We start from the raw sequence: 16,890 nt of genomic DNA, 5'->3' as shown, positions 1-16,890 counted from the left end.
ATGACTGTCGGACCTCTCGGCGACATCCTCGTCCTCGACCTCTCCCGCGCTTTGGCGGGGCCCATCGCCGCAATGATGCTCGGTGACCTCGGAGCCCGCGTGATCAAGGTCGAAGCCCCGGGCACCGGCGACGACTCCCGCACCTGGGGGCCGCCGTTCGTCGGGCCGCAAGATGACCCGCAGTCGTCGTACTTCATGTCGGCGAACCGGAACAAGGAATCGATCGTCCTCGACCTCAAATCCGAGCACGGTAAGGACGCGCTCCGTCGCCTGATCCGGCGCGCGGACGTGCTGATCGAGAACCTGCGGCCCGGCGCATTCGACCGGCTCGGATTTGCAGCCGACGTGCTCGAGGAGCTCAACCCGCGCCTGATCACGTTGTCGATCACCGGCTTCGGGCATGACGGGCCGGAGGGATCCCGCGCCGGCTACGACCAGATCGCCCAGGGCGAGGCCGGGCTGATGTCGGTGACCGGTGACCCCGACGGGGAACCGACGCGGATCGGAGTCCCGATCGCCGACGTCCTCGCCGGTGTCCACGGCGCCACGGGTGTGTCGGCCGCACTGGCATCGAGAGAAAAGACCGGCAAGGGCATGGTCGTGCGGACGTCCCTGTTGGCCGCGGCGGTCAGCGCCCACACCTTCCAGGGCACCAAGTGGACGGTCGGTGGACAGGTCGCGCAGCGGTCCGGCAACCATCACCCGCAGATCGCACCGTACGGCAGCTTCCGCTGCGCAGACGGATACGTTCAGATCGCGGTCGGCAGCGAGGCGATCTGGGCGAAATTCGCCCCGGTGGCCGGTCTGTCCGCCCAGGATCCGCGGTTCGCCGTCAACCGGGATCGGGTCGCGGCGCGGGATGCGTTGATCGCCGCGATCGAGTCCGACTTCGCCGGCCGCAGTCGGGTCGATGTCCTCGCCGAACTCGAGGCCGCGGGTGTTCCCGCGGGGTCGATCCGAACGATCGACGAGGTCTACGAATGGGAGCAGACCCGCAGCCAGGGGCTGCTGGTGCAGGTCGAGCACCCCGTGGCGGGGCCGGTGCAGTTGCCGGGTCCGTCCTTGCGGATGGAAACGGCCTACGGTGAATCGTTGGTGCGGTCCGCGCACTCCGCGCCGCCGGTGCTCGGACAGCACACCGAACAGATTCTCGACTGGCTCGACTCGGTCGACACCACCGATCCGCTCGATGCCATGGTGCCCGCGCAGGCGTGATTTCGGTGAGAGCCCGGCTGTCACACCGGTCAGCGGCGTTGCAGGAGTCTGCGTCCTGCGACGCCGCCCCGGGTGGGCCCGGCAATTACACGGTGGGGACCAGTTCTTCTCGCCGACTGCGCGCCTCTTCCTGAATCGCCTGCCGGACCGCTTGTACCGCCGGATTGGTGAGGCTTTCGCGGCGCGCGGCCAGGGAGAAGGCGAGCCGAACGTCGACGGCATCGGGCAGAATCCTGCGCAGATCGGCATGCTGATCCGCCATGAACGCGGGCAACAGCCCGATGCCCCCGCCGGAACGCGTGGCGGCAACATGAGCGAAGATGTTGGTGGACATGAACTTTGCTGCGACGCCGGGCAGATGTCGGCTCAAGTCGAGATCCCCGACCTGCAGCAGGGAGTCGACGAAGAAGACCAGCGGATGAGCGGTCAGCTCTTCCAGGCTGCCGGGTTCGCCGTGGTCGCGGAAGTACTGTTCGCTGCCGTACAACCCCAGCGAGTACTGGCAAACACGTTCGGAGACAAGCCGGCTGGTGATCGGTGTGCCCACCGCGACAGCGAGGTCGAACCCCGATTGATAGAGATTCAATTGCCTTGTATCCGTGATCAACTCGACGACAAGGTGTGGGTGACTCATCCGCAGCTTGGCCAGTGCGGGAGCGACGAACAACGACCCGAATCCGTCCGGAGCAGTGATCCGGATGGTTCCCCGCAGTGAGTTTTCACCGATGCCGAGGACCACGTCGGCGGCTTCCTGAACGGCTTCCTCGATCAGTCGCGCCTTCTCCGCAATCGACCGGCCGACATCGGTCAGCTCCCAGCTGTCGGCGCTGCGCTGCAGCAGTCGGACACCCAAGGCCTTCTCGAGGGCGCGTATTCGCCGCGAGACGGTGGTGTGGTCGACGCCCAGGTCCAGCGCCGCGGATTGCCGGCGACCGGTTCGCGCGACCGCGAGCAGATACCGAAGGTCATCCGAGCGGATGTTGCGGACGTCGATCACGGTCGGCCTCCCGGTGCGGCGGTCGATGCACGTCGGGTTGCGGAGAGTAGCTGTTGCAGATCGTCGTGGAGACGACGCATCACCTGCGGGTCCACGAGGGCGACGGCATCGAGGGCTCGGGTCGCCGAGACGGCCACCTCGCGGCCCTTGTCCGTGATCGTGACCAGGGTCGAGCGGCGATCGGAGCGATTGATCGCCCGTACGGCCAACCCGGAACCTTCGAGTCCTTCGATCAGCGTTCCGATGGTGGTGGGATGCCTGTCCAGGGCGCGGACGATCCGCACCATGGGCAGCGGAGCGTTCGCGGCGACCATTATGGCCAAGACCTCGTACCGGGCGAAGGACAGTCCGAGCGGACGCAACGCGGAGTCGAGTTGATGGCTGATCAGCTTCTGCGTCTGCAGTACGGCGGCGATCAGCGTATACGGCGCCACAGCGTCGGCTGCCGGCGCCGAGTGGGGTGGTTGCGCAATGGCCACCGGAAGCCTCCTAGTTATCCGGAATGGGCGTCGAATGAACGCCCTGAGTGTGTACTTCTCGAAACTCGCCGTCGGCGACGGGACTGTATCGGCGCTTCCCGTGTCGAAGCGTGTCGGTTTGGAGTGGGTCACACCCACTGGCAATTTGCATGGATGTCCAACTATAGTACTTCCAACCTCCCCGATCTGAAAGGGTCGATTCATATGTTCACCTTGACCGATGACGAGCGGGCGATCAGCGACACCGCCCGCGACTTCGCGGCCGAGCATCTCGCGCCGCACGCCGTGGAGTGGGATCAGGCCAAGCATTTCCCCGTGGACGTTCTCCGTAAGGCGGCGTCGTTGGGGATGGGTGGGATCTATATCCGCGAGGACGTGGGTGGATCGGAGCTGACTCGTGTCGATGCGGCCCGGATCTTCGAGCAGCTGGCGAAGGGGTGCCCGTCGATCGCCGCGTACATTTCCATCCACAACATGGTGACGTGGATGATCGACAGGTTCGGCACCGACGAGCAGCGGCACGCGTGGGTGCCGGGGTTGTGTTCGATGGATCAGCTGGGCAGTTACTGCCTGACCGAGCCGGGTGCCGGTTCGGATGCGGCGGCGCTGAGTACCCGGGCGGTCCGCGTCGGCGACGACTACGTGCTGAATGGGGTCAAGCAGTTCATTTCCGGTGCGGGCACGTCCGATGTGTACGTGGTGATGGCCCGCACCGGGGAGGGCGGGCCTCGCGGGATTTCGGCGTTCATCGTGCCGAAGGGTTCGCCGGGTCTGTCGTTCGGGCCGAACGAGGTGAAGATGGGCTGGAATGCCCAGCCCACCCGTCAGGTGATCTTCGAGGACGTGCGGGTGCCGGCGGCGAATCTGCTCGGCGCCGAGGGTGGTGGGTTCCGGATCGCGATGGCGGGCCTCAACGGTGGCCGGCTCAACATCGCGGCGTGCTCGGTGGGCGGGGCGCAGACCGCTTTGGACAAGGCCGTCGCCTACCTGTCGGACCGGAAGGCGTTCGGGTCGCCGCTGATCGAATCGCAGGCGCTGCAGTTTCAGCTCGCGGACATGCGCACCGAGCTGGAGGCGGCCCGCACTTTGTTGTGGCGGGCGGCGGCCGCGCTCGAGGACGGCGCTCCCGACGTCGTCGAACTGTGTGCCATGGCGAAGCGGTTCGCCACCGACACCGGTTTCGAGGTGGCCAACAGGGCGCTGCAACTGCACGGTGGGTACGGCTATCTTGCCGAGTACGGAATCGAGAAGATCGTCCGCGACCTGCGGGTCCATCAGATCCTCGAGGGCAGCAACGAGATCATGCGGGTGGTCATCGCCCGGAGCGTCGTCGGCGGCGCGGGTAAGGGAAAGCCAGGACAGGGAAAGCAGGGAGCGGCATGAGTGACGCGGTATCGGCGGAACCGGAAGTTCTGATCGGCAAGAGCGGCGGGCTGGGCCGCATCGTGTTGAATCGGCCGAAGGCGATCAACGCCCTCAATCATGCGATGGTGCGGCGGATCGCGGCGGCGCTGGCGGAGTGGTCCGGCGACGACGAGGTGCGCGCGGTGGTCCTCACCGGCGCCGGCGAGCGTGGCCTGTGCGCGGGCGGCGACATCGTGTCGATCTATCACGACGCGAAGGAGGGTGGCACCGGTTCGCGGGAGTTCTGGCGTGAGGAGTACATCCTCAACGCGGCCATCGCGGGTTACGGCAAGCCGTATGTGGCGATCATGGACGGCATCGTGATGGGTGGCGGGGTCGGGGTGTCGGCGCACGGCAGTGTGCGGATCGTCACCGAGCGGTCGATGATCGGGATGCCCGAGACCGGGATCGGTTTCGTCCCGGACGTCGGGGGCACCTATCTGCTGGCCCGTACCCCGGGGGAGTTGGGCACGCACATCGCGTTGACGACGGCGCGGCTCGGTGCCGGCGACGCGATCGCATGCGGTTTCGCCGACCACTTCCTCCCATCCGAGAGGATCGACGGGTTCGTGCAGAGGCTGACGGAAACATCGGTGGACGAGGCCCTGGCCGCGTTCACCGAACCGGCTCCGGCCTCGGAGCTGCTGGCGCAGCGGGGCTGGATCGACGCCGCGTACTCGGCCGACAGTGTCGCCGAGATCGTGGCCCGGTTGCGCGGCAGTGGGGTGCCCGAGGCGGAGAAGGCGGCCGGGCAGGTGCGCTCGAAGTCGCCGACCGCGTGCGCGGTCACGTTGGCCTCGCTGCGCCGGGCGCGGCGGGCCGGCAGCCTCGAGGAGGTGCTCAATGACGAATTCCGGGTGTCGGTGGCCTGCCTGAGCTCGCCCGACCTCGTCGAGGGAATTCGGGCGCAGGTCGTGGACAAGGACCGCAACCCGCGGTGGTCGCCCGCCACGATCGAGGAGGTCGACCCGGCGCGGGTCGACGCGTTCTTCGCACCGCTCGGCGACCTCGAACTCGGGCTCACCCCACCCACGACAACCGGAGACAACCTGTGACCGACTACGACACCATCCTCCTCGACCGCAAGGGCCGGGTCGGGATCATCACCCTCAACCGCCCGAAAGCCCTCAACGCGTTGAACACCCAGCTTCTACGCGAACTCGTGATCGCCGTCGAAGAACTCGACTCCGACAGCGACATCGGGGCCATCCTCATCACCGGCTCCGACCGCGCGTTCGCCGCCGGCGCCGATATCAAGGAAATGCAAACCAAGTCGTACATGGACGTCTACCTGGACGACTTCTTCTCCATCGGCGACCGCATCGCCGCCGCACGCAAACCCATCATCGCCGCAGTAGCGGGATACGCCCTCGGCGGCGGATGCGAGTTGGCAATGATGTGCGACATCCTCCTCGCCGCGGACACCGCCAAGTTCGGTCAGCCCGAGATCAAGCTCGGCGTCATCCCCGGCATCGGCGGCTCGCAGCGACTGACCCGCGCCGTCGGTAAGGCAAAGGCGATGGAGCTGTGCCTGACCGGCCGCACCATGGACGCCGAGGAAGCCGAACGCGCCGGACTCGTGTCCCGGATCGTCCCTGCCGCCGACCTGTTCGACGAAGCACTGCAGACGGCCACCACGGTCGCCGAGATGTCGCTGCCCGTCGCAATGATGGCGAAGGAAGCAGTCAACCGGGCATTCGAAACCACCCTCACCGAAGGGATCCGCTTCGAACGGCGAGTGTTCCACTCCACCTTCGCCACCGAGGACCAGAAGGAAGGCATGGCCGCGTTCGTGGAGAAGCGCACGCCGGAGTTCGCACACCGCTAGTTTCTGCCTGGCACGAGCGCCCCGCACCGAGTACCCGGTGCGGGGCCTTCGTGTGTGTGAACAAATTCTTTCCAGCGATTGTCGCCAGCTCGCAAATTCTTGCCTCCACATGGGGGCGCATCACAAATAATCGGGAAAATCTTCCGGACTCGAAGAATTACCGGCCATCAGCCCCGCCGGTGTCCACGAACTCAGCGAACGCGGCCACGAAGTCGTCATCGAATCCGGCGCCGGCATCGGCTCGTCCTTCGCCGACGAGGACTTCAAAGCCGCAGGCGCCCAGATCCTCTCGACCGCCGACCAGGTATGGGACACCGCCGATCTGCTCCTGAAGGTCAAAGAACCCATCGCTGAGGAATACGCCCGCCTGCGCCAGGACCAGGTGCTCTTCACCTACCTGCACCTCGCCGCGTCCAAGGACTGCACCGACGCCCTGCTCGCGTCGAAGACCACCTCCATCGCCCGCCTCCGCGAGATCGACGCCCAGTACCACGGCCAGGTCAAGACCATCACCTCCAACAGCCTCGAACTCGAGCAGGCCGTCCAGGGCGCCGACCTGGTCATCGGTGCGGTCCTCGTCCCGGGCGCCAAGGCACCCACCCTCGTCTCCAACACCCTCGTCTCCCGGATGAAGCCCGGCTCGGTCCTCGTCGACATCGCCATCGACCAGGGCGGCTGCTTCGAGGACTCGAAGCCCACCACGCACGCCGAGCCCACCTACCAGGTCCACGACTCCGTCTTCTACTGCGTCGCCAACATGCCCGGCGCCGTCCCCCGCACCTCCACATACGCGCTCACCAACGCCACCCTCCCCTACGTCGTCGCCCTCGCCGACAAGGGCTGGAAAGAGGCCACCGCGACCGTTCCCGGACTCGCCGAGGGACTGTCCACCCACGACGGACAGTGCTGTCCACCGAGGTTGCCGAGGCGCACGGATACACCGCTGCCAAGAGTTTCGGCTCCTGAAGTTGTAGAGGTCATCCCTCGGCGCGGAACGCCGTAACGGAGCGGTTCTACAGTGACAAACCTCAATGGTAGAGCGTTCATCCATTACCTTTCCCAGCCCGTGCTCGTACCGTCGGCTGGGCGACAGTTTCGGGTTGACCATTCGCCATCCCGGCAGGCAACCCGATTGGCTAGCAACGATACCCGAGCTCGGGGTCAGGAGGATCAGCAATGACAACAGCAGAAACGATCGCAACTCAGCACGATGGTCGTGCCGAAGGTGCCAACATTCTCGTCCCGCAGGACGGGGTTCCCCAGCCTCCGGAGGGATTGTCAATCGAGGAGGAGAGGCTGCTCCGCAAGAGAGAACTGGCTGCGTCCTTCCGCTTGTTCGGCAAGTTCGGTTTCGGTGAAGGCGTCGCCGGCCACATGACGGTCCGCGATCCCGAACTCACCGACCACTTCTGGGTCAACCCCTTTACGAAGAGCTTCAAGCAAATTCGCGTATCCGACCTCATCCTGGTGAGCCATGAAGGCAACGTCGTCGAGGGTCGCGGGACAGTGAATCGAGCAGGATTTTTCATCCATTCCGAGGTCCATGCTGCGCGACCTGACGTTGTCGCGGCCGCCCATACGCACTCGGTATATGGGCGCGCTCTGGCGTCGTTGGGTCAGAAAATCCTTCCCCTGAACCAGGATTCGGCGGCCTTCTACGAGGATCACGCGCTGTACGACTTCTACGGCGGCCCGGCCAGCTACCGGGAGGAAGGGCAGAGGATCGCCGCAGCTCTTGGGGGCATGAAGGCCGCAGTCCTTCAACACCACGGCCTGATCACGACTGGGCAGTCGGTCAGCGAGGCGGCGTGGTGGTTCATCGCCATGGAACGCTGCGCCCAGGTGCAACTGGCAGTCTTGGCGGCCGGCAAGCCACTGGAAATGGACGCAGAGACCGCCAAGTTCACCTATGAGGAAGTAGGAACTCCGTTCGCGGGGTGGCTGAGCTTTCGCCCGCTTTGGGACGAGATCACCACCGAACAACCCGATCTCTTCGACTGACGACATCGCTGCGACACCTGTCCGAAGGGGGCTGCCGACCCGGCTGCCCCCTTCAGTCGTACATGACCCGCGACTCGACCAGAACTTGACGGTCGACCGCAGAGGCACCCGATCGAATGAACAACAAAGTTCACAACAGGAGCCGGAGCAAGCCCGATTCTGTGCTTGCTCCGGCTCCGCGATGAGCTCATCCCATACCGGCAGGTCAGCGCGCTTCCACGACATCCTTCGAAGAGCGGGCCGAGGCGGATCCGTCAGTACTGGCGCTTCGCCGCTGCAGAACAATGGTGAGAATCGCCGCTACCAGCATGACTGCACCCACTACCCAGAGCCCGGCTTTCACACTGCCGGTGAGATCGGTGAGCCACCCCGTCACGTATGGCGCACCGAAGCCGGACATGTTGCCGATCGAGTTGACCATCGCGATCCCAGCCGCCGCACTTGTCCCGGTGAGAAACGTTGTGGGGAGATACCAGAATACAGGCATCGCACAGAGCACGCCGACGGCACACAGGGTTACCACAGCCATCGCCGCGAACGGTGAATTCATGTACAGCGCCACCGGTATCGTCACCGCGGCGAGCAACGTCGGTGCGGCCACGTGCCAAACCCGCTCACCCGTCCGGTCCGAGTGCCGACTCCACAACACCATCGCCACCGAACCGATGAGGAATGGCACCGCGACAATCAGCCCGGTCTGGAACACCGAGAACTTGGTGCCGAAAGTTGTTGCGAGGCCTGAGACGATGGTGGGCAGGAAGAAGCTGAGAGCGTACATGCCGTAACTGATGCCGAAGTACACGATCCCGAATCCGAGGACGCGAGTGTTGCGCAGCGTCTGCAGAAGCGAGGTGGGAGTGTGGCGCCCTGCAGTCTCCCGCTCTTCGGCGGACATCGTAGCGATGAGCCACTCGCGTTCGTCGTGATCCAGCCATTTCGCCTGGGACGGTCGGTCCGTCAGGTAGAACCACACCGCGACTGCGAGTAGCACCGCTGGCAAACCCTCGAGCAAATACATCACTCGCCAGCCCGACAGCCCGAAGAGTCCGTCACCGAACTGCATGATCGCGGCAGACAAAGGGGCACCGATCACCGACGAAGCCGGAAGAGTCAAGAGAAACAACCCGAGCAGCCGTACTCGGTACTTCTTCGGGAACCAGAACGTCAGATACAGCATGACGCCGGGGAAGAACCCTGCCTCGGCGATCCCGAGGAGGACTCGCAGGATATACAGGCTCCCGACGTTCGGGACGAAAGCGAGTGCGGCGGCGAGAATGCCCCAAGTGAACATGATTCGGGCGATCCACATTCGGGCGCCGAACCGGTGAAGCGCAAGATTGCTCGGCACCTCGAAGAGGAGATAGCCGACGAAGAACAGGCCTGAGGCGAGACCGAACATCGTCTCGGTCATGCCGAGTTCCGCACTCATGGTGAGCTTCGCAAATCCCACATTCGTCCGGTCGAGGTAGTTGACGAAGTAGAGCACCGCCAGAAAGGGAATCAGCCGGCGTGTCACCTTCTTCACCACTCGGGTTTCGAGTGCGGTGGCACCGGCTTTGGTCGTCGTCATTCGAATTGACTCCTCGTTGGCATGCGAGAGAAACGGGCGTTACCCACCTCGCTAGCAAGGGGACCTGCCTGGACAGGGCAGCGCGGCCGAGGTGATGGCAGACACACTACGAATCCAAGGTGGCGCAGGCTACGGACATTTGGTCTGACATGTCACTCAATAAATGGAGAGGATCTACGTCGGGTTGCATTGTCCTCCCCGTGAAGCCTCGGCTCTCAGGTGGCGGGGAAATGGTGGGCGACTGCCCATCGCTGCACCCGAAGGCACCGCCTGGCTCGCTTCCCCGGGGCCGAACAACTTCTTTCCACTCATCTCCCTCAGCAGGCAATTCTTTTCCTCTGAACGTCGCTGTATCGCAGATGATTGGAAAAACTTTGCCGGGGTGAGCAACTACTCTTCCTCTATCAGGTGCTGTGAGCCGTCACACACAACCGGCGACGTCATGGCGGCGAACCTGTCACCGTGCCGTGGACGCCGTTCACGAGCTTCTGGCGGGCTCCGATCTGGACGGTGATGACGTCCGCTCGAGGCCTGTTGTTGTACCGACCGACACTGAGGAAACCCACATGACCACCCTTGTACGTGAGCGACCCGTAGCGGTCATCGGCGCGGGCGCGATCGGCCTCTCACTGGCCTCCGCACTGGCCCGAACAGGCCGGCCGATCACCGTCTGCGGCGGACGGGAACCCATCGACCGCATCGAGATCACCGAAGACGGGGTCACACAAACCTGGCCTGTCCGGCACGCGACCGATCCTGCCGACATCGTGGGCCACACCACCGCGATCGTCGCGGTGAAGGCTCACCACACGCCCTCAGTCGCGAACTGGCTACGCGCCGTTGCACACCCTGAATCCACCGTTCTGGTCGCGCAGAACGGCGTCGAGCTGAATGAGCGTGTTCTGCCCTACGTCTCGGCCGCCAAGGTGGTACCGAGCGTCGTCTACCTGAATGTGGAGCGTACCGCCCCCGGGCAGGCAATCCTCCGTCGAGTCGGCGCACTCGACCTGGCTGTGCCCGACGACGAGGCGAGTTCCGCGATCGCCACCGACCTGACCGCGGGTGGGATGCGCCTGTCGACAGAGCCTGACCTGAAAACTGTCGCCTGGGCGAAACTACTCACCAATATCACCGCGAATCCGTTGACCGCCCTCACCGGTCGACGTGCCGACGTCATGCGCGATCCCGCTGTCGCGGACATCGCTCGAACAATCATGCGCGAGGCCGTCGCAGTCGGCCGTGCCGACGGTGCCGCACTCACCGACGAGCACGCCGACCACGCGATGCAGTGGCTCCAGAACGTTCCGGCGGGCAGCACCACCTCCATGCGGCAAGATCGCTTGGCAGGCAGGGCCCTCGAGTACGACGCACTCACCGGAGCGGTGGTGCGGATAGCAGAACGCCACGGCATCGACGTGCCGGTCAACCGTCTCGTCCTTTCACTAGTTGCCGCAATCAAGCCGGAGGTCGAAGCATGAACCTTTCACAACGCGCACAGTCTGTTGCCCCCTTCTACGCGATGGAGTTCGGCAAGCATGCCGCCGCGCTGGAGTCCCAAGGGCACCACGTCGTCAAGCTCAGTATCGGCGAGCCGGATTTCGGAGCGCCCCCTGCGGTCCTGACCGCGATGCGGGAGGTCATGGATGGCCGGCCCTTGACTTATACGGCGGCAGTCGGTCTCCCACAACTGAGACAGGCGATCGCCAACTTCTATCTCTCCCAACACGGCGTCACGGTCGACCCGGCCCGGGTAGTCGTGACTTCGGGGGCTTCTGCCGCGTTGTTGCTGGCCGCCGCGGCTCTGGTCGATCCGGGCGACGAGTGGATCATCGGTGACCCCTCCTATCCCTGCAACCGTCAGATCGTCGAAAGCTTCGGTGCGAGTGTACGACTCGTCCGGGCTGGTGCGGCTACCCGCTTTCAGCTGGATTCGGCATCGGTTCGTGCGAACTGGACCGAGCGCACGCGCGGGGTCATGGTTGCCACCCCGTCCAACCCGACGGGCACCTCGGTTCCGGCCGACGAGTTGGCCGCCATCTGTGCGTACGCCCGCGAGCGGGGCGCCTGGCGCATTGTCGACGAGATCTATCTCAACCTCAGCGATCATGACGAGGATGGTCGCCCGCCGCGAAGTGTGCTGTCTTTCGATCCGGATGCCGTTGTCATCAACAGTTTCTCGAAGTACTTCGGCATGACGGGGTGGCGTCTCGGGTGGTGCGTCGTTCCCGAGATCCTTGTGCCGGCAATGGAGCGTCTGGCGCAGAACTACTTTCTCTGTGCTTCCGCTCCCGCGCAGCACGCCGCTATGGCATGCTTCGAAGCCGAATCCCTCGCAGTCTGCGAGTCCCGTCGCGTCGAGTTCGCTGAGCGACGGGCGTATGTCCTCGATGGCCTGCAGCAAATCGGACTCCCCGTTCCCGTTCCCCCGGACGGCGCGTTCTATGTCTACTTCGACGTCAGTCATACCGGCCTGACTTCCTGGCAGTTCTGCGAGCGTGCCCTCGAAGAGGCGCACGTCGCACTCACTCCGGGCAAGGACTTCGGCATGCATACTGCCGACTCGCACGTCCGGCTGTCGTACGCGGCGTCGATCGACGATCTTCGCGAGGGAATTCTGCGCCTCGGAAAGTTCGTCGCCTCCCTCGGGTGAACTGACGGCGGTTTGTCATCTCGGTTCTGGACATTCCCAGACCGATGGCAGGGGTTCCACATGGCGATCTGGATCGAGACGATCACTTGAATCTGGCTTGGCCGCATCGGACGTCGACAGCACAGCCCGCTGTCGCATGATCGGTGCGGTCGGCCACGCCGACGAGGTGCAGTTTCGAATATGAACATCTGCGTCTTTCCGCTGCCCAATTTCCCAAGGAGCTTCTCTTGAGCAACCCGCTGACCCGAAGAAAGTCCGTCGAACAGTCGATGGCCGATGCGAACGAGCCCGGCAGTCGACTGAAAAAGAGCTTGACCTGGTGGGACCTCACGGTCTTCGGTGTGTCGGTCGTGATCGGAGCCGGAATTTTCACCATCACCGCATCGATCGCAGGAAACAAGGCGGGGCCTGCGATATCGCTGTCCTTCGTCATGGCTGCGATCGCGTGCGGATTGGCCGCACTGTGTTACTCCGAGTTCGCCTCCACAGTTCCGGTTGCCGGCTCGGCCTACACCTTTGGATACGCAACCTTCGGCGAATTCCTTGCCTGGATCCTCGGGTGGGATCTAAGCCAGCACGCCGTACCACCCGTAACTGGAGTCGCCGCCGCCGGTGATCAGCGAGAACAGGCTCGACTCGATTGACTTGCCGCCGGTCGGAGCGGGTACCGATTGAGGCACGAACGGTGTGTAGTTGTCTGCCTTGATGTAGAAGAATCCGACGACGATGACCAGGAGAACCACGCCGACCTTGACGGCTGTGATGATGGTGCCGCAGCATCGATCGTCTTCATGGCCTTCATCGGATTCGACGCCGTCGCAACCACCGCGGAGGAAACCAAGAACCCGAAGCGAGATGTTCCGCGCGGAATCTTGGGCTCTCTCGCCGTAGTCACCGTGCTCTACTTCCTGGTGACCGTCGTGGTAACCGGAATGGTCAGCTACACCGACCTCGCGACATCGGCCGGGAACGGGCAACCGAAGAATCTCGCATACGCATTCGGGCAGAACGGTGTGATCTGGGCGGAAAAGGCGATATCGGTCGGGGCCCTCGCCGGTCTGACCACCGTCGTGATGGTGTTGATGCTGGGCCAGTCCCGGGTGCTGTTCGCGATGTCCCGCGACGGGCTGCTTCCCCGGCCCCTGGCCAAGACGGGCCGCTTCGGTACGCCGGCACGCATTCAGGTGGTCGTCGGCATCATTGTCGCCATCGTGGCTGCAGTCTTCCCCATCGAGAAACTCGAAGAGATGGTCAATGTCGGTACGCTGTTCGCCTTCACCGTCGTTGCCGCCGGTGTCATCGTGCTGCGGCGTACCCGGCCCGATCTGCCACGTGGATTCTCCGTACCGTGGATGCCGGTTATTCCGGTTCTCGCGATCGTCTCCTGCCTGTGGCTGATGCTCAATCTTTCGGCTCTCACGTGGATCCGCTTCCTCATCTGGATGGTGATCGGGGGTGCCGTCTACTTCGGCTACGGTCTCCGGCACTCGATGGTGGGTAAACAGGAGCGGGGCGAGACCGTGACAATCAGTGGCACCAGCGCAGCATCGACCGAGCAACACCAGGGCAGCGAACCAGTGCCAACCTCCCCGGTCTGAGCTCGAACGTCCGTCGTGGTTTCGGCGCCGACTGCTGGAACCACGACGGGACCGCCGGAAGTACTGGGCCCACTCCGGGGCCACGACGACCATCGAAACAACGAAGTTGGCGGTAGAACACATGACGGCGCATCACGACGACGGTGGTTGGTTGCAACTCGTTCTCGACGAGGCATCGGCCGAGGACTTGACTTGGCATACACAGTGTCTCGTCGACCAAGGCAGACCATCCGAAGCCGTCGACCGTCAGCGATCGATGGCAGCACGAGCCATCGAACTGCTGAGACAGCGGCGGCAACGAAGCACCGAGCTGTCTGCGCTCAACACGATCGCAAGCAGGCTGTCGGCCGTTCCTGACCTAGGTTCACTTCTCCAGGAAATCGTCGACCAGGCGCGGATGCTCCTGGGGGTCGACCTGGCGTATCTCAGCCTGATCGATGCGCAGGTGATGCGGATCGAGGTCACCAGCGGGACGGTCTCCTCTGCGCTGCAGGGAGTCACACACCCGCTGACGTTGGGGTTGGTCGCCGAGGCGATCCGTCGAGGAGAACCGGTCACAACCAGCAGCTACCTCGATGACCGGAGTTTCGTCCACGAAGCCGGCGCCGACACGACCATGTCCGCGGAGGGCGTACAAGCTCTCATCGGCGCGCCATTGGCCTCGGGTGGGCATCCGATCGGAATGCTGTTCGCCGCGGTCCGCGAGCATCGAACCTTCGGAATCGATGCAACGGAGCTGATGGTTTCCCTCGCGGCCCACGCGGCCGTCGCCATCGAGAATGCAGCCAAATCCGAGCGTCTGAGAGCGGCAAATCAGGATCTCGAACAGCGAAGCCGTGAATTGGAACAAGTGCTGCGGTGGGACGAGTCCTTCACCCAGCTCGTCCTGCGGGGCGGTGGTGTCACGGATCTTGTTACCGAAATCTCCCGCATCACCGGAACCGTTGTGACGTTCGTCCGTTCGATCGAAACCCACCCGCACGGCACAACGGCACGGCCCATCCTTGCCGGCGGAAATACGCTCGGCTATCTCCTGATCGATGACCAGGCTCAACCCGACCGCAGGTTCCTCGAGCGGGCCGACTCCGCGCTGGCACTGGCATGCATGGCCGAGGACGCGGTCAAGGAAGCATCCCGGCGAACGCAGGATTCCGTCCTCATTGCCCTTCTGGGGCGAACCAATTTGGAGGCGGCAGAGTTTCGGCAACAGGCATGGATCGCCGGGATCAACCCGGACGTCGAGTACGTCGTGATCGTTGCTGAAGAACAGCACCATCAACTGGGAGGCCGCCTGCGTCTGCTACTGGAGGAAGTGCGGTGGCCAGCTGGGACGGTGATCGCCGAGTATGGCACGCGGGTACTTGTCGTCGCACCCGCCACCGCCTCCGAAGGTCTGTCCAGATGCTGGCCGGACTCGCTCGTCGGCAAGGTCACAGCCGGGATCGGGTCTGCTGTCGAGGCGCCGAAGATCGCCACCAGCCACATCGAGGCCCAGGAAACGCTCGACGTGATGTTCGCGCTCGGGCGCAGTGGTCAGATCGGCACCAGTGCGGATCTCGGTCTCTACCGGATACTTCTCGGGGGTGCCTCAGAAGCCCAGATCACCAAACTCATCACCGACACCCTCGGCCCCTTGCTCGAAGAAGAAGCTCGGCGCAAGACCCCGCTGCTGCAGACGCTCGCGGAATACCTTCGCCTGCATCAGCGTCGCTCGGCGACTGCACACGCGCTCAACGTTCATGTCAACACCCTCGATCAGCGACTCCTCGCAATCGACCGGATCCTCGGACCGGATTGGCGGTCGAGTGACCGATCAACCGACCTGCAAGTTGTTCTCCGTTTGCGGTCGAGTGCACACCGTCTCGGTGAACGACACCATCGCCGCGACTTCTCCTGACGTCGAAAGGGTGCGGTCCCGCAGCGATGCACCGAACCTCGGTGCCAACGCTGCGGGGACCAATCACCGCTCGCTCATTGTTATTTCGGAGCCATGCGGATAGCACCGTCGAGGCGGATGGTTTCACCGTTGAGCATGGCGTTGTCGATGATGTGCGCTGCGAGGGCAGCATATTCGGTGGCTTTGCCGAGCCGGGACGGGTGCGGCACCTGCTGTCCGAGGGAATTCTGCGCTTCCTCGGGCAGCCCTGCCGACATGGGGGTTTCGAAGATTCCGGGCGCGATGGTCATTACTCGGATCTGGTGACGAGCGAGTTCGCGGGCGATCGGCAGCGTCATCGCCGCGACTCCGCCCTTCGAGGCTGCGTAGGCGGGCTGCCCGATCTGCCCGTCGAATGCGGCGACCGATGCGGTATCGATGATGACGCCACGTTCGCCCTGGACGGGATCGGTTGCCGCGATCTTCTGCGCGGCGAGGCGGAGGACGTTGAAGGTGCCGACCAGGTTGATGCGGATGACTCGCTCGAAGTCGGCGAGAGGCAGTGCTCCGGTCTTACCGAGAACCTTGCCTGGCGTCCCGACGCCGGCACAGTTGACGACCACGCGCAGATCGCCGAGGGACGCAGCAAAGTCGATCGCCGCGACGACATCCGCCTCCGAGGTGACGTCGGCCGGCGCGAAGTGGGCACCCTCTCCGATCTCCTTGGCGGCGATATCCCCGCCGGACGACGGTAGATCGAGAAGCACGACCTGAGCGCCGCGCTCGTGTAGTGCCCTGGCGGTGGCGTTACCCAACCCGGATGCTCCGCCGGTCACGACCGCGACCGATCCCGAGATATTCATGCAATTCTCCTCTGTGTGAATGGTGGGAAAGCGTTGATGCGCGATGAATTTGGGGTGTCGACAGACCGGCGCATCGCCACGCTGGGTGAGATGACAGCTTCGGGTCAGATGCGTTCGATGATGGTGGCGTTGGCCATGCCCGCGCCCTCGCACATGGTCTGCAGGCCGTAGCGTCCGCCGGTGGCCTCGAGGTTGTTGACCAGGGTGCTCAGCAGGCGGGTGCCCGAGGAACCGAGGGCGTGCCCGAGCGCGATGGCGCCGCCCCAGGGGTTGAGCTTGGCCGGGTCTGCGCCGAACTCGTGCGCCCACGCCAGCGGCACCGGCGCGAACGCCTCGTTGACCTCGTAGGCGTCGATGTCGTCGATGCTCAGTCCCGACCTCGCGAGGATCTTCTTGGTCGCCGGGATCG

At 64.3% G+C, this 16,890-nt stretch carries 13 protein-coding genes and 2 pseudogenes; 10 read left to right on the top strand and 5 right to left on the bottom strand.

The features are described 5' to 3' along the window. On the top strand, positions 1-1,215 hold the full coding sequence (locus ACFVJ3_RS05555; RefSeq protein ID WP_378451116.1) for a CaiB/BaiF CoA transferase family protein: 1,215 nt from the start codon (positions 1-3) through the stop codon (positions 1,213-1,215). A gap of 85 nt (positions 1,216-1,300) precedes the next feature. Here ACFVJ3_RS05555 and ACFVJ3_RS05550 read toward each other — a convergent pair whose 3' ends face one another. After that, positions 1,301-2,212: a LysR family transcriptional regulator gene (locus ACFVJ3_RS05550; protein ID WP_378451115.1), complete on the bottom strand. Its 912-nt coding sequence runs from the start codon at positions 2,210-2,212 to the stop codon at positions 1,301-1,303. Beyond that, complete coding sequence (locus ACFVJ3_RS05545) at positions 2,209-2,691, bottom strand: MarR family winged helix-turn-helix transcriptional regulator (protein ID WP_378451114.1); 483 nt, start codon at positions 2,689-2,691, stop codon at positions 2,209-2,211. Before ACFVJ3_RS05545 ends, ACFVJ3_RS05550 begins: the two co-directional genes overlap by 4 nt. Positions 2,692-2,895: 204 nt before the next feature. On the opposite strand from ACFVJ3_RS05545, the gene ACFVJ3_RS05540 reads away from it, so the two are divergent. From ACFVJ3_RS05540 to ACFVJ3_RS05520, 5 genes are all read left to right on the top strand, one after another. Continuing rightward, complete coding sequence (locus tag ACFVJ3_RS05540; protein ID WP_378451113.1) at positions 2,896-4,074, top strand: isobutyryl-CoA dehydrogenase; 1,179 nt, start codon at positions 2,896-2,898, stop codon at positions 4,072-4,074. Continuing rightward, a complete protein-coding gene (locus ACFVJ3_RS05535; RefSeq protein ID WP_378451112.1) occupies positions 4,071-5,150 on the top strand; it encodes an enoyl-CoA hydratase/isomerase family protein in 1,080 nt (359 codons plus the stop codon). Before ACFVJ3_RS05540 ends, ACFVJ3_RS05535 begins: the two co-directional genes overlap by 4 nt. Then, complete coding sequence (locus ACFVJ3_RS05530; RefSeq protein WP_378451111.1) at positions 5,147-5,923, top strand: enoyl-CoA hydratase; 777 nt, start codon at positions 5,147-5,149, stop codon at positions 5,921-5,923. The genes ACFVJ3_RS05535 and ACFVJ3_RS05530 overlap by 4 nt, the downstream gene beginning before the upstream one ends. 166 nt (positions 5,924-6,089) lie before the next feature. Beyond that, complete coding sequence (locus tag ACFVJ3_RS05525; RefSeq protein ID WP_378451315.1) at positions 6,090-6,926, top strand: alanine dehydrogenase; 837 nt, start codon at positions 6,090-6,092, stop codon at positions 6,924-6,926. A gap of 173 nt (positions 6,927-7,099) precedes the next feature. Then, a complete protein-coding gene (locus tag ACFVJ3_RS05520; RefSeq protein WP_378451110.1) occupies positions 7,100-7,924 on the top strand; it encodes a class II aldolase/adducin family protein in 825 nt (274 codons plus the stop codon). A gap of 205 nt (positions 7,925-8,129) precedes the next feature. On the opposite strand, the gene ACFVJ3_RS05515 is transcribed toward ACFVJ3_RS05520, so the two are convergent. Continuing rightward, on the bottom strand, positions 8,130-9,494 hold the full coding sequence (locus ACFVJ3_RS05515) for an MFS transporter (protein WP_378451109.1): 1,365 nt from the start codon (positions 9,492-9,494) through the stop codon (positions 8,130-8,132). Positions 9,495-10,060: 566 nt separating this feature from the next. On the opposite strand from ACFVJ3_RS05515, the gene ACFVJ3_RS05510 reads away from it, so the two are divergent. From ACFVJ3_RS05510 to ACFVJ3_RS05495, 4 genes and pseudogenes are all read left to right on the top strand, one after another. After that, entirely contained in the window at positions 10,061-10,972 is a 912-nt protein-coding gene (locus ACFVJ3_RS05510) for a 2-dehydropantoate 2-reductase (protein WP_378451108.1), read from the top strand. Continuing rightward, complete coding sequence (locus tag ACFVJ3_RS05505; protein ID WP_378451107.1) at positions 10,969-12,144, top strand: pyridoxal phosphate-dependent aminotransferase; 1,176 nt, start codon at positions 10,969-10,971, stop codon at positions 12,142-12,144. Before ACFVJ3_RS05510 ends, ACFVJ3_RS05505 begins: the two co-directional genes overlap by 4 nt. Before the next feature lie 269 nt (positions 12,145-12,413). Continuing rightward, positions 12,414-13,742: pseudogene (locus tag ACFVJ3_RS05500) on the top strand (APC family permease). Between the two features lie 121 nt (positions 13,743-13,863). Continuing rightward, a complete protein-coding gene (locus tag ACFVJ3_RS05495) occupies positions 13,864-15,639 on the top strand; it encodes a helix-turn-helix domain-containing protein (RefSeq protein ID WP_378451106.1) in 1,776 nt (591 codons plus the stop codon). 80 nt (positions 15,640-15,719) lie between these two features. Here ACFVJ3_RS05495 and ACFVJ3_RS05490 read toward each other — a convergent pair whose 3' ends face one another. Next, positions 15,720-16,481 (bottom strand): SDR family NAD(P)-dependent oxidoreductase, encoded by a 762-nt coding sequence (locus ACFVJ3_RS05490; protein ID WP_378451105.1) that lies wholly within the window; start codon positions 16,479-16,481, stop codon positions 15,720-15,722. 104 nt (positions 16,482-16,585) lie between these two features. Continuing rightward, positions 16,586-16,890: pseudogene (locus ACFVJ3_RS05485) on the bottom strand (steroid 3-ketoacyl-CoA thiolase); the annotation flags it as partial.

This window comes from Rhodococcus sp. NPDC127593 (assembly GCF_042671975.1).
Taxonomy (GTDB): domain Bacteria; phylum Actinomycetota; class Actinomycetes; order Mycobacteriales; family Mycobacteriaceae; genus Rhodococcus_F.
Note: the sequence above shows the minus strand (reverse complement) of the source record. Positions and strands in the feature narration are given on the sequence as shown.

Bases quoted from the DNA above. Each gene is read 5' to 3' on its own strand.
- ACFVJ3_RS05555 (WP_378451116.1), top strand. From the start codon at position 1: ATGACTGTCGGACCTCTCGGCGACATCCTCGTCCTCGACCTCTCCCGC.
- ACFVJ3_RS05540 (WP_378451113.1), top strand. From the start codon at position 2,896: ATGTTCACCTTGACCGATGACGAGCGGGCGATCAGCGACACCGCCCGC.
- ACFVJ3_RS05535 (WP_378451112.1), top strand. From the start codon at position 4,071: ATGAGTGACGCGGTATCGGCGGAACCGGAAGTTCTGATCGGCAAGAGC.
- ACFVJ3_RS05520 (WP_378451110.1), top strand. From the start codon at position 7,100: ATGACAACAGCAGAAACGATCGCAACTCAGCACGATGGTCGTGCCGAA.
- ACFVJ3_RS05515 (WP_378451109.1), bottom strand. From the start codon at position 9,494: ATGACGACGACCAAAGCCGGTGCCACCGCACTCGAAACCCGAGTGGTG.
- ACFVJ3_RS05510 (WP_378451108.1), top strand. From the start codon at position 10,061: ATGACCACCCTTGTACGTGAGCGACCCGTAGCGGTCATCGGCGCGGGC.
- ACFVJ3_RS05505 (WP_378451107.1), top strand. From the start codon at position 10,969: ATGAACCTTTCACAACGCGCACAGTCTGTTGCCCCCTTCTACGCGATG.
- ACFVJ3_RS05495 (WP_378451106.1), top strand. From the start codon at position 13,864: ATGACGGCGCATCACGACGACGGTGGTTGGTTGCAACTCGTTCTCGAC.
- ACFVJ3_RS05490 (WP_378451105.1), bottom strand. From the start codon at position 16,481: ATGAATATCTCGGGATCGGTCGCGGTCGTGACCGGCGGAGCATCCGGG.